Source organism: Acetobacterium tundrae (genome assembly GCF_008086615.1).
Lineage (GTDB): Bacteria > Bacillota > Clostridia > Eubacteriales > Eubacteriaceae > Acetobacterium > Acetobacterium tundrae.
This window is the reverse complement of the sequence record NZ_RXYB01000031.1, coordinates 1-23,697: the sequence shown is the minus strand read 5'-3', so window position 1 is coordinate 23,697 and position 23,697 is coordinate 1. Positions and strand designations below refer to the sequence as shown.

The 23,697-nt window shown below is 37.6% G+C and carries 36 protein-coding genes; 8 read left to right on the top strand and 28 right to left on the bottom strand.

Annotated elements, in window-relative coordinates; all coding sequences use genetic code 11:
- The 11 genes from FZC40_RS15950 to FZC40_RS15900 all read right to left on the bottom strand — a co-directional run.
- Positions 1–224 (bottom strand): hypothetical protein (locus tag FZC40_RS15950; RefSeq protein WP_148606162.1); only part of this gene is annotated, 224 nt, incomplete at its 3' end.
- A complete protein-coding gene (locus FZC40_RS15945; RefSeq protein ID WP_148606160.1) occupies positions 225–518 on the bottom strand; it encodes a head-tail connector protein in 294 nt (97 codons plus the stop codon).
- 41 nt (positions 519–559) lie between these two features.
- Entirely contained in the window at positions 560–1,804 is a 1,245-nt protein-coding gene (locus tag FZC40_RS15940; RefSeq protein WP_148606158.1) for a phage major capsid protein, read from the bottom strand.
- Positions 1,797–2,585 carry a head maturation protease, ClpP-related gene (locus FZC40_RS15935; protein ID WP_148606155.1) on the bottom strand — a complete coding sequence of 263 codons (789 nt, stop codon included), beginning with the start codon at positions 2,583–2,585 and terminating at the stop codon, positions 1,797–1,799. Before FZC40_RS15935 ends, FZC40_RS15940 begins: the two co-directional genes overlap by 8 nt.
- Positions 2,586–2,603: 18 nt before the next feature.
- Positions 2,604–3,698, bottom strand: a complete 1,095-nt coding sequence (locus FZC40_RS15930; protein ID WP_420534745.1) for a phage portal protein — start codon at positions 3,696–3,698, stop codon at positions 2,604–2,606.
- Positions 3,699–3,769: 71 nt separating this feature from the next.
- A complete protein-coding gene (locus FZC40_RS15925; RefSeq protein ID WP_148606151.1) occupies positions 3,770–5,425 on the bottom strand; it encodes a terminase large subunit in 1,656 nt (551 codons plus the stop codon).
- Positions 5,422–5,805, bottom strand: a complete 384-nt coding sequence (locus tag FZC40_RS15920) for a hypothetical protein (RefSeq protein WP_148606149.1) — start codon at positions 5,803–5,805, stop codon at positions 5,422–5,424. Before FZC40_RS15920 ends, FZC40_RS15925 begins: the two co-directional genes overlap by 4 nt.
- A 101-nt stretch (positions 5,806–5,906) precedes the next feature.
- Positions 5,907–6,638: an HNH endonuclease gene (locus FZC40_RS15915; protein WP_148606146.1), complete on the bottom strand. Its 732-nt coding sequence runs from the start codon at positions 6,636–6,638 to the stop codon at positions 5,907–5,909.
- A gap of 210 nt (positions 6,639–6,848) precedes the next feature.
- The gene (locus FZC40_RS15910; protein ID WP_148606144.1) at positions 6,849–7,463 is read right to left on the bottom strand and encodes a tyrosine-type recombinase/integrase; all 615 of its coding nucleotides are present in this window, start codon (positions 7,461–7,463) and stop codon (positions 6,849–6,851) included.
- Positions 7,460–7,948 carry a hypothetical protein gene (locus FZC40_RS15905; RefSeq protein ID WP_148606142.1) on the bottom strand — a complete coding sequence of 163 codons (489 nt, stop codon included), beginning with the start codon at positions 7,946–7,948 and terminating at the stop codon, positions 7,460–7,462. Before FZC40_RS15905 ends, FZC40_RS15910 begins: the two co-directional genes overlap by 4 nt.
- Before the next feature lie 151 nt (positions 7,949–8,099).
- Positions 8,100–8,528: a hypothetical protein gene (locus tag FZC40_RS15900; protein ID WP_243135849.1), complete on the bottom strand. Its 429-nt coding sequence runs from the start codon at positions 8,526–8,528 to the stop codon at positions 8,100–8,102.
- A 278-nt stretch (positions 8,529–8,806) separates the two neighbouring features.
- On the opposite strand from FZC40_RS15900, the gene FZC40_RS15895 reads away from it, so the two are divergent.
- Positions 8,807–9,661, top strand: coding sequence for a DUF4393 domain-containing protein (locus FZC40_RS15895; RefSeq protein WP_148606140.1), 855 nt, complete (start codon positions 8,807–8,809; stop codon positions 9,659–9,661).
- A 134-nt stretch (positions 9,662–9,795) separates the two neighbouring features.
- Here FZC40_RS15895 and FZC40_RS15890 read toward each other — a convergent pair whose 3' ends face one another.
- From FZC40_RS15890 to FZC40_RS15835, 12 genes are all read right to left on the bottom strand, one after another.
- Positions 9,796–10,122, bottom strand: a complete 327-nt coding sequence (locus FZC40_RS15890) for a hypothetical protein (protein WP_148606138.1) — start codon at positions 10,120–10,122, stop codon at positions 9,796–9,798.
- Complete coding sequence (locus tag FZC40_RS15885) at positions 10,112–10,372, bottom strand: hypothetical protein (RefSeq protein ID WP_148606135.1); 261 nt, start codon at positions 10,370–10,372, stop codon at positions 10,112–10,114. The genes FZC40_RS15890 and FZC40_RS15885 overlap by 11 nt, the downstream gene beginning before the upstream one ends.
- 433 nt (positions 10,373–10,805) lie before the next feature.
- Positions 10,806–10,994, bottom strand: a complete 189-nt coding sequence (locus tag FZC40_RS15880) for a hypothetical protein (protein WP_148606133.1) — start codon at positions 10,992–10,994, stop codon at positions 10,806–10,808.
- A 9-nt stretch (positions 10,995–11,003) separates the two neighbouring features.
- Positions 11,004–11,414 carry a replicative helicase loader/inhibitor gene (locus FZC40_RS15875; protein WP_148606131.1) on the bottom strand — a complete coding sequence of 137 codons (411 nt, stop codon included), beginning with the start codon at positions 11,412–11,414 and terminating at the stop codon, positions 11,004–11,006.
- Entirely contained in the window at positions 11,380–11,658 is a 279-nt protein-coding gene (locus FZC40_RS15870; protein WP_148606129.1) for a replicative helicase loader/inhibitor, read from the bottom strand. Before FZC40_RS15870 ends, FZC40_RS15875 begins: the two co-directional genes overlap by 35 nt.
- Positions 11,645–12,511 carry a hypothetical protein gene (locus tag FZC40_RS15865; RefSeq protein WP_148606127.1) on the bottom strand — a complete coding sequence of 289 codons (867 nt, stop codon included), beginning with the start codon at positions 12,509–12,511 and terminating at the stop codon, positions 11,645–11,647. Before FZC40_RS15865 ends, FZC40_RS15870 begins: the two co-directional genes overlap by 14 nt.
- Entirely contained in the window at positions 12,508–12,735 is a 228-nt protein-coding gene (locus FZC40_RS15860) for a hypothetical protein (protein WP_148606125.1), read from the bottom strand. Before FZC40_RS15860 ends, FZC40_RS15865 begins: the two co-directional genes overlap by 4 nt.
- 60 nt (positions 12,736–12,795) lie before the next feature.
- Entirely contained in the window at positions 12,796–13,503 is a 708-nt protein-coding gene (locus FZC40_RS15855) for a hypothetical protein (RefSeq protein WP_148606123.1), read from the bottom strand.
- Positions 13,503–13,829: a hypothetical protein gene (locus tag FZC40_RS15850; RefSeq protein ID WP_148606120.1), complete on the bottom strand. Its 327-nt coding sequence runs from the start codon at positions 13,827–13,829 to the stop codon at positions 13,503–13,505. Before FZC40_RS15850 ends, FZC40_RS15855 begins: the two co-directional genes overlap by 1 nt.
- Positions 13,816–14,001 carry a hypothetical protein gene (locus FZC40_RS15845; protein WP_148606118.1) on the bottom strand — a complete coding sequence of 62 codons (186 nt, stop codon included), beginning with the start codon at positions 13,999–14,001 and terminating at the stop codon, positions 13,816–13,818. The genes FZC40_RS15850 and FZC40_RS15845 overlap by 14 nt, the downstream gene beginning before the upstream one ends.
- Positions 14,002–14,060: 59 nt before the next feature.
- The gene (locus tag FZC40_RS15840) at positions 14,061–14,564 is read right to left on the bottom strand and encodes a helix-turn-helix domain-containing protein (protein ID WP_148606116.1); all 504 of its coding nucleotides are present in this window, start codon (positions 14,562–14,564) and stop codon (positions 14,061–14,063) included.
- A 130-nt stretch (positions 14,565–14,694) separates the two neighbouring features.
- On the bottom strand, positions 14,695–14,922 hold the full coding sequence (locus FZC40_RS15835) for a helix-turn-helix domain-containing protein (RefSeq protein WP_148606114.1): 228 nt from the start codon (positions 14,920–14,922) through the stop codon (positions 14,695–14,697).
- Between the two features lie 81 nt (positions 14,923–15,003).
- Here FZC40_RS15835 and FZC40_RS15830 point away from each other — a divergent pair, with 81 nt between their 5' ends.
- On the top strand, positions 15,004–15,522 hold the full coding sequence (locus FZC40_RS15830; RefSeq protein WP_148606111.1) for a hypothetical protein: 519 nt from the start codon (positions 15,004–15,006) through the stop codon (positions 15,520–15,522).
- Here the strand turns inward: FZC40_RS15830 and FZC40_RS15825 are convergent.
- Positions 15,482–15,703, bottom strand: coding sequence for a hypothetical protein (locus FZC40_RS15825; RefSeq protein WP_148606109.1), 222 nt, complete (start codon positions 15,701–15,703; stop codon positions 15,482–15,484). The two genes, FZC40_RS15830 and FZC40_RS15825, sit on opposite strands and share 41 nt — an antisense overlap.
- A gap of 107 nt (positions 15,704–15,810) precedes the next feature.
- On the opposite strand from FZC40_RS15825, the gene FZC40_RS15820 reads away from it, so the two are divergent.
- Both FZC40_RS15820 and FZC40_RS15815 read left to right on the top strand, forming a co-directional pair.
- Positions 15,811–16,368 (top strand): hypothetical protein, encoded by a 558-nt coding sequence (locus tag FZC40_RS15820; protein WP_148606107.1) that lies wholly within the window; start codon positions 15,811–15,813, stop codon positions 16,366–16,368.
- 197 nt (positions 16,369–16,565) lie between these two features.
- A complete protein-coding gene (locus FZC40_RS15815) occupies positions 16,566–16,733 on the top strand; it encodes a YjzC family protein (protein ID WP_148606105.1) in 168 nt (55 codons plus the stop codon).
- Between the two features lie 165 nt (positions 16,734–16,898).
- On the opposite strand, the gene FZC40_RS15810 is transcribed toward FZC40_RS15815, so the two are convergent.
- Complete coding sequence (locus FZC40_RS15810) at positions 16,899–17,123, bottom strand: helix-turn-helix transcriptional regulator (RefSeq protein ID WP_148606103.1); 225 nt, start codon at positions 17,121–17,123, stop codon at positions 16,899–16,901.
- Positions 17,124–17,299: 176 nt separating this feature from the next.
- On the opposite strand from FZC40_RS15810, the gene FZC40_RS15805 reads away from it, so the two are divergent.
- From FZC40_RS15805 to FZC40_RS15790, 4 genes are all read left to right on the top strand, one after another.
- A complete protein-coding gene (locus FZC40_RS15805) occupies positions 17,300–17,785 on the top strand; it encodes a helix-turn-helix domain-containing protein (RefSeq protein ID WP_148606101.1) in 486 nt (161 codons plus the stop codon).
- Positions 17,786–17,851: 66 nt separating this feature from the next.
- The gene (locus FZC40_RS15800) at positions 17,852–19,060 is read left to right on the top strand and encodes a hypothetical protein (protein WP_243135848.1); all 1,209 of its coding nucleotides are present in this window, start codon (positions 17,852–17,854) and stop codon (positions 19,058–19,060) included.
- 171 nt (positions 19,061–19,231) lie between these two features.
- A complete protein-coding gene (locus FZC40_RS15795) occupies positions 19,232–19,669 on the top strand; it encodes an ImmA/IrrE family metallo-endopeptidase (RefSeq protein WP_148606099.1) in 438 nt (145 codons plus the stop codon).
- A 40-nt stretch (positions 19,670–19,709) separates the two neighbouring features.
- A complete protein-coding gene (locus FZC40_RS15790) occupies positions 19,710–20,990 on the top strand; it encodes a site-specific integrase (RefSeq protein WP_148606097.1) in 1,281 nt (426 codons plus the stop codon).
- Between the two features lie 63 nt (positions 20,991–21,053).
- Here FZC40_RS15790 and rlmD read toward each other — a convergent pair whose 3' ends face one another.
- The 3 genes from rlmD to FZC40_RS15775 form a co-directional block, all read right to left on the bottom strand.
- A complete protein-coding gene (gene rlmD, locus FZC40_RS15785; protein ID WP_148606095.1) occupies positions 21,054–22,406 on the bottom strand; it encodes a 23S rRNA (uracil(1939)-C(5))-methyltransferase RlmD in 1,353 nt (450 codons plus the stop codon).
- The gene (locus FZC40_RS15780) at positions 22,393–22,995 is read right to left on the bottom strand and encodes a TetR/AcrR family transcriptional regulator C-terminal domain-containing protein (protein ID WP_148606093.1); all 603 of its coding nucleotides are present in this window, start codon (positions 22,993–22,995) and stop codon (positions 22,393–22,395) included. The genes rlmD and FZC40_RS15780 overlap by 14 nt, the downstream gene beginning before the upstream one ends.
- 250 nt (positions 22,996–23,245) lie before the next feature.
- Positions 23,246–23,697: YhgE/Pip family protein (locus FZC40_RS15775; protein WP_207706742.1), on the bottom strand; the 452-nt coding region annotated here is incomplete at its 5' end.

The window sequence follows — 23,697 nt, the reverse complement described above, 5'->3', positions numbered from 1 at the left end:
TCACCTTCAAACTGGATATACCGCTGTCCTGCATAATCAGCCTGTTTTAAAGTCAGGGTGATGGATGGCTTATAATCTGTAGTCGCTGCCTGGTAAAATTCAGTCATATGGATGGATTTCTTATCACAGAAGACATAATCATCAAAGGAAACAGCTTCATACTTTTCACCAATGGCGTTTTCTGCATCAGCTTCAATCCCCAAATAACAGATACTTATCCACATTTACACACCCTCTTCCGGTATAACTACCGGTTCTACATTATAATCACCACACAATGCCAGATGCCGTTTAATGGCTTCATAGCTTTCCATGTATTTTTCACCGTCTTTGTTATCTAAACCAAAATTGGCTTTGACGTAAGTTTTAACTGCCTGTTTGATAAGCGGATCGGTATCGTCTATGATCCTGATGCCAGAAATGGAAAGATCCAGCTTACAGGCATTGATCAGATCGGTTATTTCTCCGTCAAAGACTGTGTTTTTAATTCTCAGGGCATTTCTAATTGCTTCAACCATTGTATTCACCTGTTAAAAGGGGGCATTGCCCCCAAACCCTTCTATACCTTTTTGATTAAAGCAAAAGCCTTGTTTGTCATCACGTCACCATCAATAATAGAATAGCTCATGTAAAGGGTAGTTCTTTTCGTAATATTGTCTTCCTGATATAGGGTAATATCCTCATTTACGTTCATAGCATAACCTTTGCCATAATTACCAATTAGAATATTTCCTGCCGCTGCAGTTTCTTCTTTTACCGGCAATCCAAACATTCTGCCAACACCAGCACCGGTTGGATCTGGTACAAAATAAGGATTACCCATTTCGTTTAAAACGTTGGCCAACTCATTCCAGATCGTGTCATTGTCTGCGTAAATGGCTCCGCCACTTCCCAGATACCCACTTTTAATTTTTGCTAAAGCTGATGTAATCTTTTTGTATGACAGTGGATCGGCGGTAGAAAAAGTAACAACCTGTGGTGTTCCTGCTTCTGCATTCAGAGCTGTTACAACACCTTTAGGTTGAGCTTTAAAAGTATCGGTGGCGCCTGGCTTTCCTTTCCCGGTAAATACAGATTTAGCAATGGCATTCCCCATTTTTTCAGCAATTTTTCGGGAAATGTAGGGAATAAAATCTACCATCGACATTTTTTTAAGTTTCCAAGATACCTCAACTGCTTTCGGAAGTTCGCAACCTGTTAAATTAACCGTTCCAAATTCTACCTCATCACCTTCAACTGACGTCGCTTCATCTGTCCATTCCGCATCTGCAGTGCTATCAGCATCTTTGATCATCGTAAGGTCTCCGGGGACCTTTGTTGGTAAAATATCCTTCAAAACAGGGTGATTATCCGCAATTTCCTGCCAGATTCTAGCTGTTACGGTTTCCGGGATAACAACCTGAAGTTCTGTAGCAGTTTGCACAGTATTACGATACTCGGTATTGATCTTGTCGAACACCGCTTTTTCTTCGGTAGTCGATGGCCGGTTTACCATGTAATTGTAAAAGGCTCGTTCATGTAGCTCTACTTCGGTTGTAGTTTCAGCGAATGACGCAATAAGTGTATCAGTTGTTCTTGGCACAAATGCAGAAACCATATTCCGTGGCGATGAAATATCTACCACCGGAGCCCCTCTTAAAGCTGCAGCATTTGCCTGGGCGGTTCGCTCTACTTCAAACTTGTTATCCAGAGCTGTAACCTCTGCCATTTTTACATTGGCACTTTCCACCTCACCGCTATTAATCAACCCATCCACCTCTGCCAACAATTCATTTCTCATTTTTAAATACTGTTCTTTAGTCATTTTTCACATTCCCTTTCAGTTTTAAATAATTAAAATAAGCCTTTGCTGATTCAAGATTCTGATCAACAAGGGCTTTTAGTTCATTTTCTGATTTTTCATTTTTCTCCGGAGCATTCTCCCGGGACTCCCGCATTTTTGCAATCACACTGGGGCTTAACCGGGGGATCGCTGCGTACATGACCTTTGCGTTTTCTTTCAGGAAATTATTAACTTCTGCATTGTGATAGAATCGGCTTTGAAATGATCCATCCACATCAACCTCTTCAAATAATACTTTATCAACAAGTCCCAATGCCTTGGCATCCTGGGCTGTCATCCATGTGGTATCATCCATTAATTTTAATGCTGCTTGCACGCTCATCCCTGATTTGATGCAATAAGCATTGGCAATGGTCTGATTTGCTTTCTTTAGACTCTCACTGGCTGAATCCATATCCCGATAATCCCCACTCTGACAAGTCCAAACATTATGAACCATCATTTGAGCTGTGGGGCTCATTTCACAGTAACCGGCCATGGCTATGACTGATGCAGCACTGGCAGCCAAACCCGTCACTTTGATTTTGACGTTGTTGTAATTTTTCAATACGGTATAAATCTCTGATGCAACAAAAATATCACCACCAGGGCTATTCACAGAAACTTCCAGTACATCACCATTGGCTGACCGGATTTTATTTCTGACATCCGCTGCAGTTGTGCAGGGTTGCTCAAAATAATCATAGATCCACTTATCACCATCCGGAACAATTGCCCCTCTTACTTCAATTTCAACAGACATTTACTCATCTCCATTCGTCTAGATATTTTTAACCGGCTGTGTATCAAGTCGTCTAATGGCTTCATCTCCATCAGGAACCGGTGTTAAGTTTCCTAAAATCTTACGCCATTCATTTGGTGTCATGGCGCCCCGATCCACTACCTGATACAGTGCCAGCTTGGTGCTCATACTGGCATACTGCAAATTTGAGGATTCAAACATAATCGAATTACCAAAGCCTCGCTGTTTCCGGCTGAATAATTTTCTTGTGTATTCTCCGGAGGACTGCAATGCATATGGCTCAATCTCAGCTTCATAATAAGCATTCCATTCATCCTCGTTATACCGACTCTGAATGATCTTCTCATTGGTGCCAAAAAATGAAAAAATACGCTGAGTGGTTTTATCCATCTGTAGCGCATTGGGTATGTAATCATGCGGGGTAACCTGAATGGCATCCATTTTGGCATCAGTTGCTGCCGCTCCACCAGAGTTTTCGATACTTAAAAAAGTATTCGTAAAATTATCAGTCTCTTTTTTAATATCTTCAATCCTTAAGGTTGTGTTGAATTTAAGCAGCCACTTTATCACCGCACTGTTTTTAATTGCCTTAATAATCCCCTGATCAGTCGTGTTCACAATCTCCATCAGGGGCTCCAGTGCTTTCTGAGGACTTTCACCAAAAATATCATTGGTATTGAAATCCTGACGGAGGTGGATCACATCCACATAGGGAAAGGTACACAATTTGCCATTGAGCAAATAGCATCTTAAAAACAAATCTCCGGAAGAATTATAAACCGCTTCCACTGTCGTTACCGGTATCGGGTAAATAGCCACCGGCATTTCATTGGCATCTCTGGCGATATATGCAAAAGCATTATTATTAAGTTGCAGCTGGGTTGCCAGCTTTTCCTGTAGCATCTGCCCAGTCATATATGGGTTTGGTTCTTCCAACAAGAAGCGCATATAAACTTCCGGATTCACTTGGAAGTCCGATCCGGTTTGCCGGACGTGTTTGGCAGTCAGTTTTCCGATTGCCTTAGCCTTTGGCCGGATACACGATCTCACCAAATCGGAATGATACAGGTTGCCATTCCAGGCAAAGAAACCATTTCCCTGTTCGGTTATCATTTCCATCCTCGAAACAGTGGGGCTCTTATTAAAAATATTTCTTATCTTTTCAAACACGCAACCACCTCTTTCTAAATCATATTTAAATACTCAGCCATTTTGTCTTTTAAAATGACTTTAACAATAATCATGGCCACAGCTCCATCAATCTTTTGAGTGACCGACACGCCCTTGACCGGCTGGATGTTTCCATTGATATCCACTTTGACTTCCAGATTTTTAAGGCACCATTTATCAATGGGATTATCATTATAAACTGACTGATTGGCTTTAAGTTCTGCCTTGAGATCCTTCATGGGCATGGATAAGGTATATGTTCCCTGCCGAACTGAAATCATTGCATTTTTCCCAAAGTAATTTTGAAAAGCCATAAGTAAACTGGCATCCACATGCCAAGGATCGTAACCAATCCAAGGGATATAAATGTCATACTCATCCTGAACTTCAATAAACCATTCTAAAATAGCGTAGGGATTAATCCGATTGCCAGGGCAAACTCTCAACAAGCCTTGCTTTTCCCATAATAAATATGGCACCTGATCCAGTAATTCTTTGTTGTTTAAATTTTCTTCTGGAAGCCAATACATGGACAGATAATAATCTTTATCATCATCCTTTCTTTTGCAGACAACTTTTGCTGCTGCAAGGTCTGTTGTTTCGGCAAGGTCAAAACTGCCAATACCATACCGGAAACCCATTTCTTTAGTATCGAATTTTTCAGGGTTATAAAGTTCCTCCCATCGAAGCCAGGCGGTTGCCGCGTTTTCTGTCGCACAAAAATCTTTAACCATGACCGTCGCTTTAAATGCCGGATCTTCTTTCGCCTTATTCACAAAACCACGAAGGACTTCGATTTTCTTAATAACACCAAGCCCCGGGTTTGCTTTAATCCAGCATTCTTCTTTATCCCATTCGTCCCGGTCATCCAGCTCATAGATGAATGGCAAGAATGTCTCATCAATCACCTTGCCATCCAGTACTTTGCAGGCATACTCGTACTGGCTGTCAAAAATACACTCACGCACAAAACCATTGGTCGAAATACAGGTTAAAAGCGGCTGATCACGAGAAGACGTTGATTGTATCATCAAATCATAGAGATCCCGATTTTTGATCGCTGCTAACTCATCAATAATAACGCAATGTGAGTTCAAGCCATCCAATCCATTTACATTACTGGCCAAAGCTTTAATAAAAGAGAAGTTGGCATCAAAGAATAAGTCCGATTTTCGTTTTCTGATATGTTTAGTCAATGACCGATCCTGCTTAATCATGTTCCAAGCTTCATTAAACCCCTTTGACGATTGTTCCTGTTTAGTAGCAATGAAATAATTCTCTGCTCCACTTTCGCCATCAGCCACCGTCATTTCTATGCTTGTGGCTGCAAGTTCGGTTGTCTTGCCATTCTTCCGTCCACGAATGTCCAATACTTCCCGGTATTTTCTGAACATGGTATCTTTATCAACAAACCCATAAATCGCCTGGTATTTAGCTTTTTGAAAAAGCATCAACTTTAATGGCTCACCCAATACGCCTTGGGACTGCTTACAAAATGTCTCAATAAATTCAATCGGGCGATTAGCCAGATCTTCATCAAAAACGAATAACCCTTGGTGCTTAAGATTATGCATCAGCTTTTCATAAACTTGTTTAATCCGATAGCAAGCCACAATATCACCGGACATGATGGCATCATAATATTCTTCAATGAATAATGCCCGACTCATTTTTTAATCGCTTCCTTACCGGATTGAAAGAACTGTAGTAGTTGATCCTGTTCTTCCTCTTTTACCTGAACCGGCATGAGATCAATGAGCTGCTTCATGGTATTCGAATATTGCTTCATGAAATTCAGGAATAATTTTGATTCCGGCTTTTCTCTCATAAATTCTTGGGAACCATTTTTGAAAGTCTCCAATAACCCTTTTTTGATCAATTCAGTTTTCATTTCCTCAATAGCCACTCGCATAAAAGCAGCATCAGAAACAAGCCCTTCCAGAACTTTGATAATATCCTTATCCAGATTGTTGTTTTTATAGATCTTGGTAATTCGGTTTTTCTCTGCCCTGATCTTCTTTTCTTTTTCTAATTGTTCGGATATGGTCACATTTTAGCCCCCCTCCTTTTTTGAAATTTTCGCACGGAGGAACAAAGAGGTTCCACTCCGACGGTCTCCTGATGGCCCACCCCATATTTTTTTAGGGGGGCCTATGCTTTGCGATTTCTAAAATAATTTTTCAGAATTTCCACTTTTAATTTTTTATCAGTGCACTCATTATCATTCATTATGTTTGCTATACATGATTCAATATCAGTATCAATTGAAATGACAAATGCATTCAATCGTTCAGCAATTAATTCACGCTCTTTATCCTTTGGCAATGATGCAATGATCCAAATGTTTCTTGCATCGACCTTGCCATCAATGATTAAGCGATATAGATAATCAATAACGCCGGCAACAGTCTCAATAAGATTGTCTGGCACTTCATCCTTACCACACAGACTCAAGGCCTGACCAATCTGGTTGAAGTCAACGATAAGATCACCTTGATCCATACAACCCAGTACAAACGCTGTCTTCCCAGATGCTGGAGCACCACAGACTAACCAACACTTAACCGGCTGAGGATTCCCCTCATCATCAAAGTACATGCCGTTATTCGTAATCCCCACCCTTTTCTTAAAGTTATTTGATAATGGATTAGTCTTTCGATGTTCATCGAAGTGACAGTCCCGGCATAGCAGCTCAAGGTTATCCTCACCATAAACTATTCCAGGATCATGAATATTCTCAGGCGTCAGATAAATCTTATGATGTACTTCTTCACCTGGTCTTCCACATCTTTCACAGATACCAAAGGTCTTTGAAAAGATATATTCTCTTTTAGTGATCCAACGTTTAGAGTTATAGATCTGCTTTGCAAATATGCCTGCCATTATTTACCTCAATTACTCAAATAAAAATCCGAACATTATTTGTTGTTTGCACTCTTATCGTTCGGGCTTTTCTGTTTGAATGTTTAATTTCCTTAGAGAATCACACATTCAGTTTTTCATCTCTCTACTTACTAGAGTATAAGAAATTCAGATCTTCAATGTTCACCCACTCATTTTTTAAACATTCAAGTACAAAAAAATAAAAAAAGCTCACCGTACAAAGTCAGCTAATGCCTTTGTGTACTCGTGATACTTCTCTTGATCCAGTCCTAAATATAGTTTTGTCTCTTCAATACTGGAATGTCCCAGCAGTTCTTTCACTGCCACAACATCCTTATCGCTGTCCATATAAATCTTATAAGCGTAGGTTTTACGCATGCTGTGCGCCGTGATCCCTTTGATCCCAAAGTAAGCTGCAGCATCTTTCAAAATATTACTGATTGCCTGAACGCCAATGGCTCCACCCTTCCGGGATGGAAAAAGAAATTCATAATCCCGCTTATCCGTGATATAACATTTCAACTCCTTGGCCACCTTGGGAAGAATCTCAGCCTGCCGGGGTTTCCGGTTTTTCTTTCTGATATTCTTTGAGTTGAATTTCTTCCCCTCATTGATTGTAAAATAACCATGCTGGATAGCTTCCCTGGCATCCCTGACCTTTAGGCCAACTAAATCACCGGCACGATAGCCGGTTGTGATACCAATTAAAAATAAAATGTAATTACGTCTGCCCTCAACCGTTCTGTTGGATGCCGCTTTTAAATAATCTTGCATATCAAGAACGTCCTGGGTTCTCTTGATTGGTTTAGATGGTTGTTTTCTCACTTCATTTTTCGACCTCCTTGATTTCTAGAAACTCTTGAAATTTTAATTTCAATAATTTTTTGTTCGATCTGGTATTCCTGAATCTCGTCACGTAATTTCTTAATCTTTATTGAAGAACTTGCCCTTTTTTTTAAAAAAGGTAATAAACAAAAACCAATGAGTACTCCGACACTTATTCCCACAACTCCACTTATTATTAAATCAGCCGAAGAAGTCGAATTTTGATTGAAAGCATAAGATAATAGTGAGCTTATTAAATAACCGACCACAGCAGATACGAATACTCCAAAAATCGTAAATTGGAAAGTCAAATCTTCATTCAATTCACATAATTCCACATTAAGCGAATTAATTTTTCCAGTTAGTTCTATGCTTTTATTTTCTAATTCTTCAATTGAATGATTCTTTTTATTGTAATATTCTCTGTTTCGTTTTATAGATTTAGAATAGTTAAACTTTTCTTGTTCATCATCAATTTTTTTCAATATTAATCACCTCAGGAACAATATTATCTGAATAACTAATATTTATCAATCAAAAAATAAAAAGCAACCTTCTTCGGCTGCTTAATCCTTTACCTTTTTCTTCACTTTAGATAATATCATGGTTTTTAAAAAATTGCTGTCACATGTTTTGTCATTTTTCGCTGTCACTCCCTAATTTTTTTGATATATTTCTTACATACCCATAGCTATAATCCAGCACTAACGCAATCTCCTGCAAACTGTAACCAACCTGATCCCTCAGATATTTGACCTTTGTATTCACATTATCAATACTACTTATCTGCTCAAGAATCTGGTTTTTCAATTTAACGAGAACATCAATCTCCCGGTTGTGTTCATTAATTTGTTGCTGCAACTCCATGACCTCCGGAAGAATATCTTCAAAAGCTCTTGACCGGTTACCGTGAATACATGAAGCATCCAGATCATCCCCCAAATTACTTGTCTTAATACCATCTGGAGCAAGCTGGCTCATTAATCTCCCTTTTCTCCGAATCAGATTATCCTTACACGTCGTTTCTATATTGATCATTGCCGTTATACTCTTAACCTTTGACATCCGCTTCCCCCCATGTTAAAATAATTTCATGAGCAATTTGGGGCGAAAGCTCCTTTTTTTGCGTCTATTTTTCATTATTCTCTATATGCTTCTGCATACCATCGCTGATACACATATCCTGCAACCGCTCCACCAGACATTGACCCAATCCTGGTATTCCAATGCCGATGGGGCGACATATTCTAATAATTCGATTAAATTTTGTTTATTTTCCAGTGGCATCACCTTCTTTCTTTGTGGTATGATTGAAACAACAAGTTTGAAAAGGAGTTGTTTATATGGATATGTCTCTTTTGTCTTCTTTTGCGCCAATGATTCTTTCAGCGGTTGGAGGAGCCGCCGCCACCGGTGCATTTAAAGGACCGATTCAAACATTAAATGATTTATGGTTTGCAATTTTTGGATATAAATCGGCAGAATATGCAGAAAAAAAAGCAATCCAAATGAAAATAAATCTTGAAGAATACCAGACTTCGATCGTTAAAGAAGTTGTTAAAATCAAACCCGCAAATATCCAAGAACCAAAATTGAGTATCTTAGGTCCTGCTCTCGAAGCTTCCAAGTATTACATCGAAGATAAAGAACTTCGAAATATGTTTGCCAAATTAATCGCTGCTTCAATGGATAAATCTAAAAATGATATTTTGCATATTTCTTTTGTTGAGATAATCAAACAAATGAGTCCTTTAGATGCGGAAAATTTAGTTCTGATTTCTGACGAAGATGATCCACATCATAATGCAATTTGTAATTTGATGAAGAGCACTTCAACTGGAAGTCTAATTCAAGTTTATGCATATTTATTTCTAGGTAATGCAAATGAACATCTCCAATCAAATATAGGCATTTCGCTTAGCAATTTAAATAGGTTAGGGTTAGTTGATATAACTTTTCTAAATTGGTTACACGATGAGGACCTGTATTTAAAGTTTAAAGAGTTCAAAGAATATGAAAATATTTTGTCCGAAATAGAAGAACAAAATACGATAAAAGAACCAGTTAAACAAAACTCAACACCTGTATCTAACGATAATACTTCAGTCGGAAAAGTTACAATTATAAGCCCTGAAATTGAAAAAGGGTTAATAACTCTTACAAACTATGGGAAAGCATTTTGCTCTATTTGTCTTTGAGAATTGCTTTTATTCTTTCAAATTCTTTTCTGAAAAAGTCATCTGTCCACTTCTCTAGGTTTTTCATAAACCATTTACTATAAATATATGAGACAACCAGAGAAGTGACAGTAGCTATTATTACATTCATTAACTCACCATTTATATTCTTTCGGATCAATTTTTCTAGGTATCCGGCAGCCATTGGCAGAGATCCGGTCTAAAAGCTCAGGTAATCTATTGAAAAATGGCGATGATCTAATACATCTCATCAATTGCATATCAATAACCATAGATAATTTATTTACATCCGCTGAGAAAAAATCAATGCCTTTTCGGTTTTGACATTGGACATGAATCAGGCAATCGCCTTTTAGCATTTCTTCCCCAATTTTTTTACACAACCCTACACTTGCATAAAATGAATCACTGGTACCATCCCGATATAATATTTCTATTTTCCCAAATCTTTTACTTTTCATATTGCTCCACCATTTCTATTATTTCTTGAGCCAGCAGCTTCCCTTTTTCAATATCCACCGCAAAGGCTCCATTTTTGGCTGAAGTAATGACCAGGCTATCACCCTTGATAATGTATCTCAACCCAATGAACTGGTCACTTTCTACCTCGAAGCCTTCTTTCCGATTACGACTTAAAGGTCTGTAGTTGTAGATCCTTTTGAATATTTCCATTTCAGTCTGCTTTTCTACCCAACCATAATTTAATCCCATCCTCACATCTCATTGTTGAATCTCCGAGCGCATCACAAGTCCCATCAGTTGCAAATTAACAACACTCACAAGGTGCCTGGTAAATTAATTCAATCAGCTCATCTTGGTTGAAATTTTTAATCGTTTCAAACTTTGTCATTCAACGCCACCTTTATTTATCACAAATTATAACTTGTCGTTTTTTGCAATCATCTGTTATCATTTATGTCAGTTGTATTATATCCTGCCTGTGAGCGACGATCATTTTTTCGACCTTCATCTTTAGGACACCCCCATATGCAAATATAAGGCGTTGATACTATATACTCACATCCTTCACAAATCCAATTCATTTTGATTCATCCTCTTTGACATCCTCCAACAACCGTATCAATCCATTTTTGACGGTTGCTTCACCGTATTCGGTGATTAACGTTTTTAAATATTCATCCATTTATGCTTCCTCCTGAAATTTATAAATCTTAGCCGGGATACCGTTGAATGCCTTTGTTGTTCGCTGCTCTCTTATTATTCTGCATACATTAGCCTGATCCACTTTGCATATTTCTGCCAATTCATTCAAGCTGCCAGCAGTGGCCAACGGTAACTCATATTTGCTCACATCTGAAATTAAATAGATCAACCATCCACCTCATGCATTCATTACCTCAACCCTGCCCATATCATTAAAGTGATAAAAATCTAACTTCACAATTGGAAAAACCGGATACTTCTTACCATTTTCACAAGTACACCGGCCAACGCTTTCATGCCCATTTTTATCAATCAGCATCAGCATTCCACGTCCATGACATATTTCACATTCAACCTCATTAATCACAATCGCCTTATACATGCTCAAAGAAATTGATAAGATATCCCCTGGCTTTGGCTCCCTAGCTTCTCCTGATTTCAAATATTTGATATATGCTTTATGACAAGTTTCATAACTTGGGTTTTCCAAGATTTCCTGCCAAGTCTGGATCGTGGCATCTCTGACATTTATTCTGGGATATACTCCCTGCATTTCAAGCAAGAAGCGGTTTGTTTCGTTCAGATTCAATTTTCTTTTCCTCCTTCACTTCAAATTCCAACAATTTTTCCACCTTCGACAATTCAATAATATCTGCAGGTGTCGGAGCAAATTTAAGGCTTTTAAGCAATCCTGTCAAAGCTTTGACTGCATGACGATAATCGGTGTCTTTAAGCAACTCAGCCCATATGTTTTGCTTGAACTCATTCACATCAAAGTTTTGATATACTGCAGCTATCGTAGCCAGTATCTTAGCCGTTTCAACGTTCGTCAAAAATACTTCCTCCTTCTGTCACTTGTTTTTGTGTCTGCAAATTGCTCAATGCTCCCTGTAGGTTCTTCGGAATTGACACCTTGTTATCATAATTTCCCTCAAGGATCTTTATAAAATTCTCCGGCTTTAATATCCAGTCAAAATTGGCTTGCCATCCTCGATCATTTACCCCACAGAGAAAATCACTTTTGCCTGTCTTGAAAAAACAAACGCTTACCGCTTCCCTGCCATGTTCACTGATCCTTGCCTTTATATCTCTTTGTCTCTTTGGTGTCAGGGCCGTAACTTTTGGTAATCTCGCGACTGTTTGATTAAATTCTGCAACCACATCGTTAAGATCAGTCTTCCCGGTCTTAATTACTTCGGTTGCTTTTACTTCACATTCTTCAATAATTGCAATTTCAGTTGATTCCGATAGTTCAGAGGAGCCACTCTCTCTATCTGTGTTTACATCTGTGTTTATATCTGTGTTTATATCTGGTATTGGTTTGACATTCCTGTCACTTCGATTTGACAAATCTGTCAATTTCATTTGACAAATATGTAAAATGGATATGCCATAATTGGAAAATGCATACCACAATGTTCGATCATATTTCATTTCATTAAAATTGCCTTTTATGATAATTCCTTTTTCAACCAAATCTTCTAATATCTTCCTTATTTGCCTTTCTGTCCAGAATGGAAAGAGCTCCTTCCAAGCTTTCATACTGTTATAAGTCCAGCAACGATCATCATGAAAATGTTTGCCATTGGCTTCGTTCTTCTTGATCCAAAACTGCAGATTATTAATGACAATAGCAGCATTTACACCCAGCTCCTCCGCTATTTGAGTATCAAAACTATAGTTCACGCCACATCCTCCAATTTGTCCACTCCGGCCCATTCCAGTGCCTTTCGCAGTTTAGTGGTATACTTTGTCATAACTTTAAAAAAATGCCGTTCTCCATCCAATTTCATTCTAATTTCTTTATATCCCGGCGCAGTACAGTGCAGCACACCATTGCCTTCTGGTTCTTCAACAGTAAAACCCTTTTTCTCTAATATTTCGATTATTTTTTGAGTTGTATAATTCATTATTCTTCCTCCAAACTAGATTAAATTCCGGTTGAGTGTAAAGCCCAACCGGTAAATATTTTACGCAATGATCGTGTATTCTTCCCCCAGTTCAAACTCAAGATAATCCTTGATTGATTGCATGGCTTTGTTTTTCCATGCACCGCCATCGGCTTCAAACAGGCCAACATTGCACTTATCATCGACTCTCAAAATAAAAGGACTGATCGGCTGTTCGATCTCCGAAAATGTCCGAAACGGGGCAAGCCTAACAGGGTTGGGGATCTGGTCTTCTCGCACAAGTGCAACCCCAGCTTTCGAAGCAACTGTTTGAGTAATACCATCATCTTCCATCTTGACCTCATTTTCGTATCGCATTTTACCGATGCTTCTTAAAACATCGGATCTGTCAGCGACATCCGCAAATCGAGACTGCAGCATGATATTAAAAGATTCACGGTCTGTAAAATTATTCAATCTAATTTCTGGCGGCTCTGCCTGCGCTTGAATAAAGTACTCACGGTCCCGACATATCGAATCCAATGCAGACATAACTAGCACCGTCCGATGATCAACAACATGGATGATCATCTTGCCAATATCCAATTCATCAATATTGGCACCAATAAAGTCAACTATCGATGTTAGGGTCTTTGTCTTGATATAAAATGGTTTAGGTGGATCAATTCGCGATAATTCCTTTGACGAGTATTGAACCCCGCCAACATCTATCAATTCAACTTCTGCCATTTCCTCAATTTTTTCAATAAATTCTCTTGTCAAATCCATTATCTTACTCCTTCAATATTTATAATATTTGCTATCTCTACCTGCCCTGGTAACCGCTCGCTGATTTCCTCAACCGTGACGCTGTTCCCGTCTTTTTCCATTAGGATATTGGTTGCCAGGCCACGGATCGGTGCTGAGGTGTGGCTAACCTTAATATCCACATTTCCTACCATTCGCTGCTCATCCGCTTTGATTGTCAGCTGGATGTTAATTTTTCGTGCTGCCTTTGGATCAGTATTAGGGTCTTTGATATTTTTCAATACCTTATCCATTTCATGCGAAAATAACTCCTGCAGGCCACCGCCAGCAATTTCATTCAGGTTCATAATTTTCCTCCATATTTTCGGGATACTGAGGCTTAAGCCCAATCCCTTTTCTAAATTTATTAATCATTGTTTGATACTTGGTATCGCCCTTTTGCCGAGTTGACTCCTTTTCCTGCAGTTCCAATATTCTGGAATGCTTGATTCGCTCATCTTGTGTATTATTTTTCTTCATCCCGCCCTTTCCCCACTGTACAAACGCATTTTTTTATGCTAAAATTTATAAAAAGATCTTTACCTGACCAGGGTAAAAGTTTGAGATCGTTGTTCGAGCAACGGTCTTTTTTCTATTGCAGAGAAAATCAAACTCCACCCGGACACAATGCCCTCCATCAACTCTTTTATGAAAATTTCTGATGTTTCTATCTCCTGTTCATCGATATGATTATCTAGGATAACTTTCCTCATATCACTTTCTAACGGCTGTATATCACCTATTTCTGCTTGAAACTTTAAAAATGCCAGTGGAAGATCTGTTAACTCCACATCTGGAAATATTGCCCTGCCAATTAAGGTATTTTCTTTTAGATGAATTAACGGTAACCATGGTGTACTGTATAGTTTTGCCATAGTTAAAACGATATCCTCTGGTGGCATGTTTTTCCCAACCTCCAATGAAAAAGCTTCGTAGTTTCCCAGTGCCCGAACTGAGATTCCAAGTTTTGGAGCAGCTTCTTCCTGAGTTAATCCGGTACGATCTCTACAGATTCTATAGATACTTTTGCAAGATTCTTTCATGTTCTTTCCTGATCCTTTCGTATAGAATTAAATTATAGATAATGAATTCTCCCAATCCCCTTCAACATGCAACGTGATCCACGCTCAATTCTTTACATTCTTTTTTTCTTCTCCCCCATATCTTTACCTCCTAACTGGCCACCTGATTTTCAGGCAAGTATGGTTTAATATTGTTCATATCTGTTAAATCCATTCCGTCATAATTAACCATGAAATCTTCAAGAGTAATTTTTCGAATCTTTAGATGCCCCAACTTTAAGGCTCTAAGCAATCCTTTATTAATCAGTTCATAGACAATGGGTTTGCTACATCCAAGGATTTTTGCGGCATCCGTAACCGTGTAGAGTTTATCTTCCATCCTTTTCACCTCCTAACTTACTTTTTATTTTTCCTTATCTCTGATATAATGAAATATCATATTTCGAGGAGGAAATAATTCTTGCAAAATTTTGATGCCATAAGTTTACTCGTTGCCTTTATAGCACTAGCAATTTCTTTCGCGACACTCCAACAGAATCGAAATATCGTTGAAGAATCAAATCGTGCTTACATTGTTTTATATATTGATCGAGAACGCCCTGATGATTACCAAAGTATTGTGCTTAAAAATTTCGGGAAAACGAGCGGTGTTCTTTTATCTGTTATTTTTGATCCTCCCTTATTGGCTGAAAAATCTAAAATCAACCAAAGCATTCCACTGCTAACAGATCATAAAGACATTTTTTTTGCTCCCGGCCAATCTTTTAAAACACATTTTGACTTTAGAAATTATGAAAACAAACTCTTTAAAGTTTCAATTTGTTATAAAACACTTGACCGCATTTATAAAGAAAGTTATCCGATTGATTTAACATACCGTCAAAGCTTGCTTAGATTTGACAATGAAGACAATACAGAACTAGATGCACTTAAAACGATCAGTCAAAGTATTCTTGAAGTTTCTGACAAGCTCTCTTGACTGCTTTAGCCACTTCATCTTTTTCACAAAGTTCATAATTGATATTTAAGGTTAAGGTTACCTTCGGACCACTGGAAAACATTTTCCCATCCTGTGTATAGACAGGTCCATCAAATCCAAGTGCTGATACTATTTTTAATTCAGTCGGATATAATTCGTAATCAGTTTTTTCATTTTCCATCCTTTTCACCTCCTTAATGACTTTTTATTTTACTCTTGCGTCTGGTTATTGCTTCTCCTATAATAGTTTTATCGATATATCGTTGAAATAACTTCTTAGGAGAATTGATGAAATATTTTTTTGATAATTGGATTGCCATTATGGCGTTAGTACTATCAATTACTAGCATTTCTCTTTCTTTACATATCTACTGGAAAACAGTTGTTAAGCTCAAAATAGCTTTTGCAGATGATAATTATTGTTTTGGATTTAACTGGTATAGTGAATATAAAATCGCAATGAGTTATTTGCTTATTGAAAACAATTCAAATACTGATGTCTCTATTAGTGGTATTGAATTAACCATGAATTCAAAAACATACAGAGCTGGTCGTATTGATGTTCAAGACTACCGTAATAAAAATGGAATCACATTACTGACTAATGACTCATCCGATCAATATATTCTTTTCAATATAAGAACCGAAAACATACTTGACAATACTCGTATCGCCTCGAATGGAAAAATTGAAGGTTATGCAATTTTTCACGTTGATTCAATTATTGAAAAACAAACATCTTGTGAAATAAGACTTATTACACCAGGAAGATCCTTTTCAAATATCATTATTTTAAATCCACTTCCAAATAATTTAGTCCCAATCAACCCACTCAATAAGCATTAATGACAAGCGCAATAATTGCTAAAATCATTCCTATAAGTGATAGAACATCAGCGATTAATTTAATTCTTCTGTCTTTTTCAGACATCATTTAAACCTCCTAACTGGCTTTTGATTTTTACTCTTGTTTCTTTTTGTTCATACACCTATAATCAAATTATCAGTTGCACAACTGAAATAAATTTGAGGGGAGAAACATTATGTCAGATGATTTAATTAAACCTGGTACCGACAATCAACCACCTGGTAAATACGGTGAAGTTGGACCACGTGGTGGACAAGTTAAAAATCCACACAAGGCAACAATTGATCCAGGCGATAGACTTCCACCTACGTCTGAAAAAGGCAACAAGTGGAAAAAGAAATAAGTCCATAGCCGCTATCGCAATTAGCGGCTTCTATCTATAACTCAATTTTTCTTTTCCATAAGCAGAAATTCCAGTTGAAAAAATCAATTTGTATCCATGCAACCGCATAATGAATGCCGTCTTCCCAATATTTTGTTATGTAGTGATGCATTTTCTTTTCACCTCCTAACTGGCTTTACATTTTTCTAACATAGTGTTATATTCTTCATCAAAAAAAATTATTTCAATAGTTGTGTCAAAATAATCGGCAATTTCTTTAGCTTTTTTCAACGGAGGAACTCTTTTTCCTGACTCCCACTGCGCTACAGCACTTTGAGAAACACTTAAATCTGTGGCCATCTTTTCTTGTGTTATCTTTTTATTTGTACGGAACTGTTCAATTGCGTTCATATCACCACCTCATTTCACTCGTAATTTATAACTTCAAGTTACAAATTAATTATAACCTCTTGTTATAAAATGTCAAGCGCTTTTATAACATTTATAACATTTATCACGAGTCTTTAATTTTATAACTTTATGTGATAAAATTTGTAAACTAGTTGACAAAAAGGAGTGATGTAATAATGTTTGGCCAACGACTTAAAGTGTTACGTGAATCAAAAGGAATGACGCAACAAGAACTTGCTGATATTTTAAATCTCTCTGTCGGCACCGTTGGAATGTACGAAATAGATAAGCGACTTCCAAATAATAAAAACCGAGAAAAAATAGCAAAATATTTTAATGTATCATCTGACTATCTTTTGGGCAACACTGATGACCCAACTCCTGCTCGAGACTTGGAGAGGGATCTACTTTATGTACAAGACGTAGAATCCCAATGGCATGCATTTGTGAACGAATATTCCAACGGCACTTCCATGTTTTATCAATATGAAAACGTCGACGATGAGCAAAAGCTGGCGATCATGGAAGAATACAAAGAAAAACTGGAAAAGAAAAAGAAAAAAGTTGCTAAATTTATGGACTTCTCAGATGAGGTTATTGATGAAGCTTTGAATTTTGCAGCGTATAATGATGAACAGCGAAAGAAAAAAGGTGACATTTAAGAGCGGGCTTATTTAGTCTGCTTTTATTTTTATATAGAGAGAAAAAATGAGAGGGAGGTTGAGTTTGTGAGAAATAGTATTCAAAAATGTTTTGTTTTAATGATAGCTCTATTTCTGGTTATTGGTGTGGTACCCTCAAGCGTCTCAGCAACAAGTAATCCAGGAGTAAACTATCAAACCCAGATTGAAAACATCGGATGGGAAGTCGATGCTGGCATTGGGTTAAAAAGTAATGGTCAGGATAGTGGTACATCTGGCAAAAGTCTGCGGTTAGAGGGCATTAAAATTAACCTTGATGCGCAAGGTTATGATCTCGGCGTATCCTATCAGACGCATATTCAAGATATTGGCTGGGAAGCTGATACTGGCAGAGGCTGGAAAAGCAACGGAGTGATGAGTGGAACACAAGGAGAATCCAAACGCCTTGAAGCTATCCAAATCAAGCTCACAGGTGCTGATGCTGATAAGTTTGATATCTATTACCAGGTCCATGCTCAAAACATTGGCTGGATGGGCTGGGCTAAAAATGGCGAAAGTGCCGGGACTGCCGGATACAGTTATCGCCTAGAAGCGATTAAAATTCAGATTGTTCCAAAAGGGGCCGATGCACCTGGCACAACAGCAAACTCTTTTTTATCTTACGGAGTAAATGTTGATCAAAAAGGGTTTAAAACATACGAAAATTCGTATGATGGTTCAATTGAAGCGATGCTCTTTTGCTCGTTTGTCAATAATACAAATACACCAGTAAAGATCACTGATATCAATTTTAGTCTTACTGATGCAAATGGCATTGTTCTTGGTACGTCCCCGGAATATATGGTTGAATACGCACCTGCGATTATCATGCCTGGTCAACGAGGATTTGCATATGATCAAACATACGCTTCACATTACAAAATAAATACACTTGATGAACCATCAAACTTAAATGTCATAATCAATACAAAAGCAGCTGTGGACAAAGATATGGTTGGCATTCTAAATACAAGTAATGCTGCAATCGAACTTGGTGAAGATGATTATAGCTCCCGAGTTGTTTGCATTGTTGAGAACCCATCAAGTAAAACTACTGAATTTAATGTGGTTGTTGCTGGTCTTTTTGATGCAAATAATCAACTGTTAGGCTGCATGTATAATCAATCCGATTATACCATGATAGGAGCAAACGAAAAAGCGAGATACTCTTTGAATGGATGGAGACCAGAAACGAACATCTTTCAAAATGCAGTGAAAGCTGAATCGGCTGGAAGAGTAGACTATTATAAAGATTAGAATTAATAAATATCATTGAAGCATTTCTTCAATGATATTTATTTTTTCTTGGGGACCTATCCCAGGTTCCCTTTTAATTTTCTTCAGAGCAATTATTTACCCTACATTCCCAGAACATCCGTTCCCCCATCGTGTTATAATGAACATATGTTCTTTTAAGGAGGCTTGTTTATGTACACCACGCAGCGGATGAAATCTATTTTTCTTCACAAAAAATATAATCTTACTACCTTCCCAATCCCAATCTGGCAAATCGAACAGATCATCATTGATCGTGGTTACGATATTTGCATTTCAGATAAATCAAAGGCCTCTTTTATTCTAAACACCACAGTGTTCGTGCCGAACATTTGTGATTCCCTCACCCGTTTTTATTTAAGTCACGAATTAGGCCATATTATATGTAATCACTACGATGTTTATCTCGTTGACAAATATACTAAAAGTAAATATGAATGCCAGGCAAATGCTTTTGCAGCTTGTTTTTTAATGCCAACTCATCGATTCAAGATTGATTCTAAAATATATAACTCCTATGAATTATCTGAACTTTACGGAGTGCCTGTCGAGTTTATTAATTCATGTGTAAAAAAATATCTTGTAAACTAAATGGGTGTTTTTATGCCCTAAATTGAAAGGAGACATCGAAATGGCTGATCTTAATGCAAGAAAAAGAGGAAAAAAATGGGAATATCGTTTTGAAGCTGCAAAGATTGACGGTAAAAGAAATCAAATTTCAAAAGGTGGTTTTTCTACTAAAAAGGGATGCCTGGAAGCCGGAGCAAAAGCTCTGGCTGAGTATAACAGATCTGGGCTCAAGTTTTCGCCAACAGAGATAAGTATTTCTGATTATTTAGATCTGTGGTTTGACACCTATTGTAAAATGAGCTTGAAATACCGAACGCAAGAAATATACCTGGGTATTATCGAAAAGCATTTAAAACCAGCTTTTGGCCATTATCGATTGGCATCGCTGAACGTCACCGTTATTCAGGAGTATGTGAATAAGTTAAAACTTGATGGGCTAGCTAAAAACACCGTTGTTGGGATAATCAGCACTTTTTCCGGGGCTTTAAATTATGCGGTTGAACCACTAAAATACATTCAATTCAACCCTTGTGATAGGGTTAAATACCCCAAATACGATAAGAAGGAAGATGAAGTCCGACATATTATTAGCAGCAATGATTTCAACCGAATTTTAAATCGATTTGATAATCATTCACACTTTTATATCCCTTTGCTGATCGGGTACCATACCGGCTTGCGAATCAGTGAAGTTTTTGCATTGACCTGGGATGATATCAACTTAAAAGAACGTACTTTGACGGTTGATAAAATTACAGTTAAAAGAAATTATGGAGTTGATGTAAGGCAAGCGCTGAAGAAAAAAGGAAAAAAGGAAGAGAAGTCAGCTTGGTACTTTGGCAGCCCCAAAACCTCATCTTCCATCCGGTCACTAAAATTTGGGGATACGCTGCACCAAGCTCTAAAGCAGCTAAAAGCCACACAATTAAAAAACAGGTTGGAATATGGTGAGTATTACACAGACATCTACAAAAAGCCCGAATTAGACGAAAAAGGCAACACAATTTTCCGGTTAATTGAAATCGAACATGGGATCCCTTGTGATTTACCAGTGGTCAATTTAATCTCTGTTCGTGAAAACGGTCAGTTTATTTCAACCGATTCTTTTAAATATTGTTCTCGTGTCATCCACAATGAGTTACACATTGATTTCAATTTTCACTCACTTAGACATACCCACGCTACCATCTTAGTTGAAAATGGCGCTGATGCCAAAAGCGTCCAAGAACGATTGGGACACAGCGATATAAAAACGACACTACAGACCTATGCGCATAACACAGAAGCCATGGAAAACAAAGCCGTTGAAATATTCGAAAAATCAGTTTTGTCCACCACATAAATCTGCGGTGGACATATGGTGGACAAATGCCCTTTGCCCACTTAATAAACCGTCAAGAATCCCTTATTTAAGGGATAGTAAAACGACAGTTTCAACATGCCCGGTATGCGGAAACATATCAACGCACTGTACTTTTTTCACTTCATAACCGGCTTCCACAAAAAACGGCAGATCCCTTGCCAGAGAAGTCGCTTTACAGGACACATATATAAAAATATTGGGCTTAAAATCCAAAATTTTAAAAATCGATTTGGGATGAACGCCATCCCGTGGTGGATCTAAAATAATCACATCGGCCTTATATGCCAGTTTTTCAACTTCCGTCAGAACATCCCCTGCAAAAAATTCGCAATTATCCATACCATTCTTTTTTGCATTAATTTTGGCAGCCTCCACGGCTTCTGCTACTATTTCAATTCCCACTACTTTTTTAGCAACCGGAGCCAATACCTGCGCAATGGTTCCGGTTCCACAATACAAATCATAAATTATTTCATTTTGATCCTGCCCAACGAAATCCCGAATGACAGAATAAAGTTTTTCGGCTCCAAGCGTGTTGGTTTGAAAGAATGAGAAACTGGTAATTTCAAAAGTTAATCCTAAAATCCGGTCTTTAATCTTATCATCGCCATACAGAACCGTTACTTTTTCTGCCTTTACCACATCCGCAACCCCATCATTTTGAGTATAAAGGATCCCTCGAATTTGTCCTTTCAACGGCACGTTTACCAGACTTTTAACAAACGCCTCTTCCGCAAGTGTCCCCTGAGTGGTGGTCACAAGATTAACCAGTATGTCACCTGTGTGTTTTCCTTTTCGAACAACAAGATGCCTTAAATAGCCAAGATGACTTCGTTTATGAAAATACGTTTCATCTGTTTTTAAGAAAAACTCAAGCACAACTTTTTGAATTTTATTAAAATCTTCATCCACGAGTAGGCAGTCATCTGTTTTGACAATGTTATAAAAACTTCCCTGTTCATGAAGACCCAACATCAATGGACCATCTTTTTCATTATCTCCAAAAGAATATTCCATCTTGTTTCGATAACTAAACACTTCCGGACTGGGAACAATCCCCTCATATTGAAAGCCTTCAATCCCTGCCTCTTCTAACAAATCAAGCACGTACTTTTCTTTAAGCTTCAACTGTTCTTGATAAGATAGATTTTGATAACTGCATCCTCCACATTTGGAAAAAACTTCACAGGGTGCTTCAATTTCATTTGGTGCTTTTTCCAGCACTTCTAAAATTCGCCCTTCATACTTTTTTCTTTTTTTGGCAATATTAACTAAAACACGTTGCCCGGGAAGACCATTTTTAACAATAATTTTTTTTCCGTCTGCCATTCCCCATGAACTGCCTGGAAAAACAACCCCATCTATTTTTATTTCAATTATTTCATTTTTTTTCATTAATCGTCTCCTCGTTTGACTTGGCTAATTCTTGAAAATATCTTGAAACTGCTAACATTCTGCTGTCATAAATAATATCCTTTATATTTTGTGTGATTTCCTCAGGTGATTGTTTCATGCCCTGCTGCACCCAATCATTAATCATTCCGACAATCCCGTAAGAAATAAACTCTGCAATAAACGTCTTTTTCTCATCCTTCATCTCTAAATTCGTTATAAAGTGTTCAATAAATTCCAAGAAAATCCCCTTGGATACTGAAAATAAGTAATTCTTAAATTCATCACTATAGATGTCTTTTAACGTTGTCTGATAAAACAGAGCATCCTCTTTCATGGTGGTCAAGAGGTCCAGAACTTTTATGTCCCAGTTTTCAATACTTAGATCTTGAGTGATCACCATGATCGCCTCCTGATAATATATCCAATTTACAAGAGCATATTTATCCTGAAAATGATAATAAAAAGTCTGGCGATTAAGACCACACTGATTTGTGATATCTGAAATCGTAATTTTTTCAAATGGTTTAATTTTTAGAAGATTTTTCAATCCATTGGCAATGGCTTTTTTCGTAATTGATGATTCTGACAAATTCTAACTCCTCTTGATGTTTTTAAAAAATATTATAACATAATACATCAAATATTTATGTCAATTATTTTTAATTTCACCCAGTAAAACATTTCTTTCTTATTAAACTTAGTTCTTGGACCATTCTCAATCATGAGTTTACATTTACTTGGCAATTCCGACAAAAAAAGAACCTATATGAATAGATTTTTTAGTATCCATTCCATAGGTTCTATTTTTTTAATAACTGGTTTATGTTTAAACGATGTTTTTAAAACAATTCATCTGAATCTAACTCGTTGCTAACCACAATCGTTTTTTTATCCGCTTTTCTTTTCTTGAAAATTGACAATAGAATGGTGGCAACAAAGAATACAACGAAAAAGATGATCAGAATAATGAAGCTATTCCAGAATTCATCGGTAATAACCCCGCTGATTGAATCTTTAAACACCTTAACCGAGTAGGTCATCGGCATAAAAGGGTACAGTACGTTGAAAAATTTTGGCAATGTTTCCATTGGAAAGGTTCCGCCGCAGGAGGTTAACTGCAGAATCAGCAACAGCAGGGCCGCCAGCTTGCCGAGATCACCCATATGGACAATACAGAACTGAACAATTGCGAAAAAGGTCATGGATACCAGGCAGGCTGAAATGAAGTACAGTCCCTGGTGACCAATTTGTAGTCCCAGCGCATATTTGATGATGACTTCCAATAAAACGG

Coding starts and splice junctions, on each gene's coding strand:
- FZC40_RS15790 (WP_148606097.1), top strand. CDS start 19,710: ATGGCTGATCTTAATGCAAGAAAAAGAGGAAAAAAATGGGAATATCGT.
- FZC40_RS15805 (WP_148606101.1), top strand. CDS start 17,300: ATGTTTGGCCAACGACTTAAAGTGTTACGTGAATCAAAAGGAATGACG.
- FZC40_RS15925 (WP_148606151.1), bottom strand. CDS start 5,425: ATGAGTCGGGCATTATTCATTGAAGAATATTATGATGCCATCATGTCC.
- FZC40_RS15845 (WP_148606118.1), bottom strand. CDS start 14,001: ATGAAGAAAAATAATACACAAGATGAGCGAATCAAGCATTCCAGAATA.
- FZC40_RS15825 (WP_148606109.1), bottom strand. CDS start 15,703: ATGGAAAATGAAAAAACTGATTACGAATTATATCCGACTGAATTAAAA.
- FZC40_RS15840 (WP_148606116.1), bottom strand. CDS start 14,564: ATGAAAGAATCTTGCAAAAGTATCTATAGAATCTGTAGAGATCGTACC.
- FZC40_RS15795 (WP_148606099.1), top strand. CDS start 19,232: ATGTACACCACGCAGCGGATGAAATCTATTTTTCTTCACAAAAAATAT.
- FZC40_RS15810 (WP_148606103.1), bottom strand. CDS start 17,123: ATGAACGCAATTGAACAGTTCCGTACAAATAAAAAGATAACACAAGAA.
- FZC40_RS15930 (WP_420534745.1), bottom strand. CDS start 3,698: ATGATAACCGAACAGGGAAATGGTTTCTTTGCCTGGAATGGCAACCTG.
- FZC40_RS15815 (WP_148606105.1), top strand. CDS start 16,566: ATGTCAGATGATTTAATTAAACCTGGTACCGACAATCAACCACCTGGT.
- rlmD (WP_148606095.1), bottom strand. CDS start 22,406: ATGAAAAAAAATGAAATAATTGAAATAAAAATAGATGGGGTTGTTTTT.
- FZC40_RS15935 (WP_148606155.1), bottom strand. CDS start 2,585: ATGTCTGTTGAAATTGAAGTAAGAGGGGCAATTGTTCCGGATGGTGAT.
- FZC40_RS15855 (WP_148606123.1), bottom strand. CDS start 13,503: ATGGATTTGACAAGAGAATTTATTGAAAAAATTGAGGAAATGGCAGAA.
- FZC40_RS15890 (WP_148606138.1), bottom strand. CDS start 10,122: ATGAAAAGTAAAAGATTTGGGAAAATAGAAATATTATATCGGGATGGT.
- FZC40_RS15940 (WP_148606158.1), bottom strand. CDS start 1,804: ATGACTAAAGAACAGTATTTAAAAATGAGAAATGAATTGTTGGCAGAG.
- FZC40_RS15835 (WP_148606114.1), bottom strand. CDS start 14,922: ATGGAAGATAAACTCTACACGGTTACGGATGCCGCAAAAATCCTTGGA.
- FZC40_RS15900 (WP_243135849.1), bottom strand. CDS start 8,528: ATGTCAAAGGTTAAGAGTATAACGGCAATGATCAATATAGAAACGACG.
- FZC40_RS15850 (WP_148606120.1), bottom strand. CDS start 13,829: ATGAACCTGAATGAAATTGCTGGCGGTGGCCTGCAGGAGTTATTTTCG.
- FZC40_RS15820 (WP_148606107.1), top strand. CDS start 15,811: ATGAAATATTTTTTTGATAATTGGATTGCCATTATGGCGTTAGTACTA.
- FZC40_RS15945 (WP_148606160.1), bottom strand. CDS start 518: ATGGTTGAAGCAATTAGAAATGCCCTGAGAATTAAAAACACAGTCTTT.
- FZC40_RS15885 (WP_148606135.1), bottom strand. CDS start 10,372: ATGGGATTAAATTATGGTTGGGTAGAAAAGCAGACTGAAATGGAAATA.
- FZC40_RS15860 (WP_148606125.1), bottom strand. CDS start 12,735: ATGAATTATACAACTCAAAAAATAATCGAAATATTAGAGAAAAAGGGT.
- FZC40_RS15895 (WP_148606140.1), top strand. CDS start 8,807: ATGGATATGTCTCTTTTGTCTTCTTTTGCGCCAATGATTCTTTCAGCG.
- FZC40_RS15915 (WP_148606146.1), bottom strand. CDS start 6,638: ATGGCAGGCATATTTGCAAAGCAGATCTATAACTCTAAACGTTGGATC.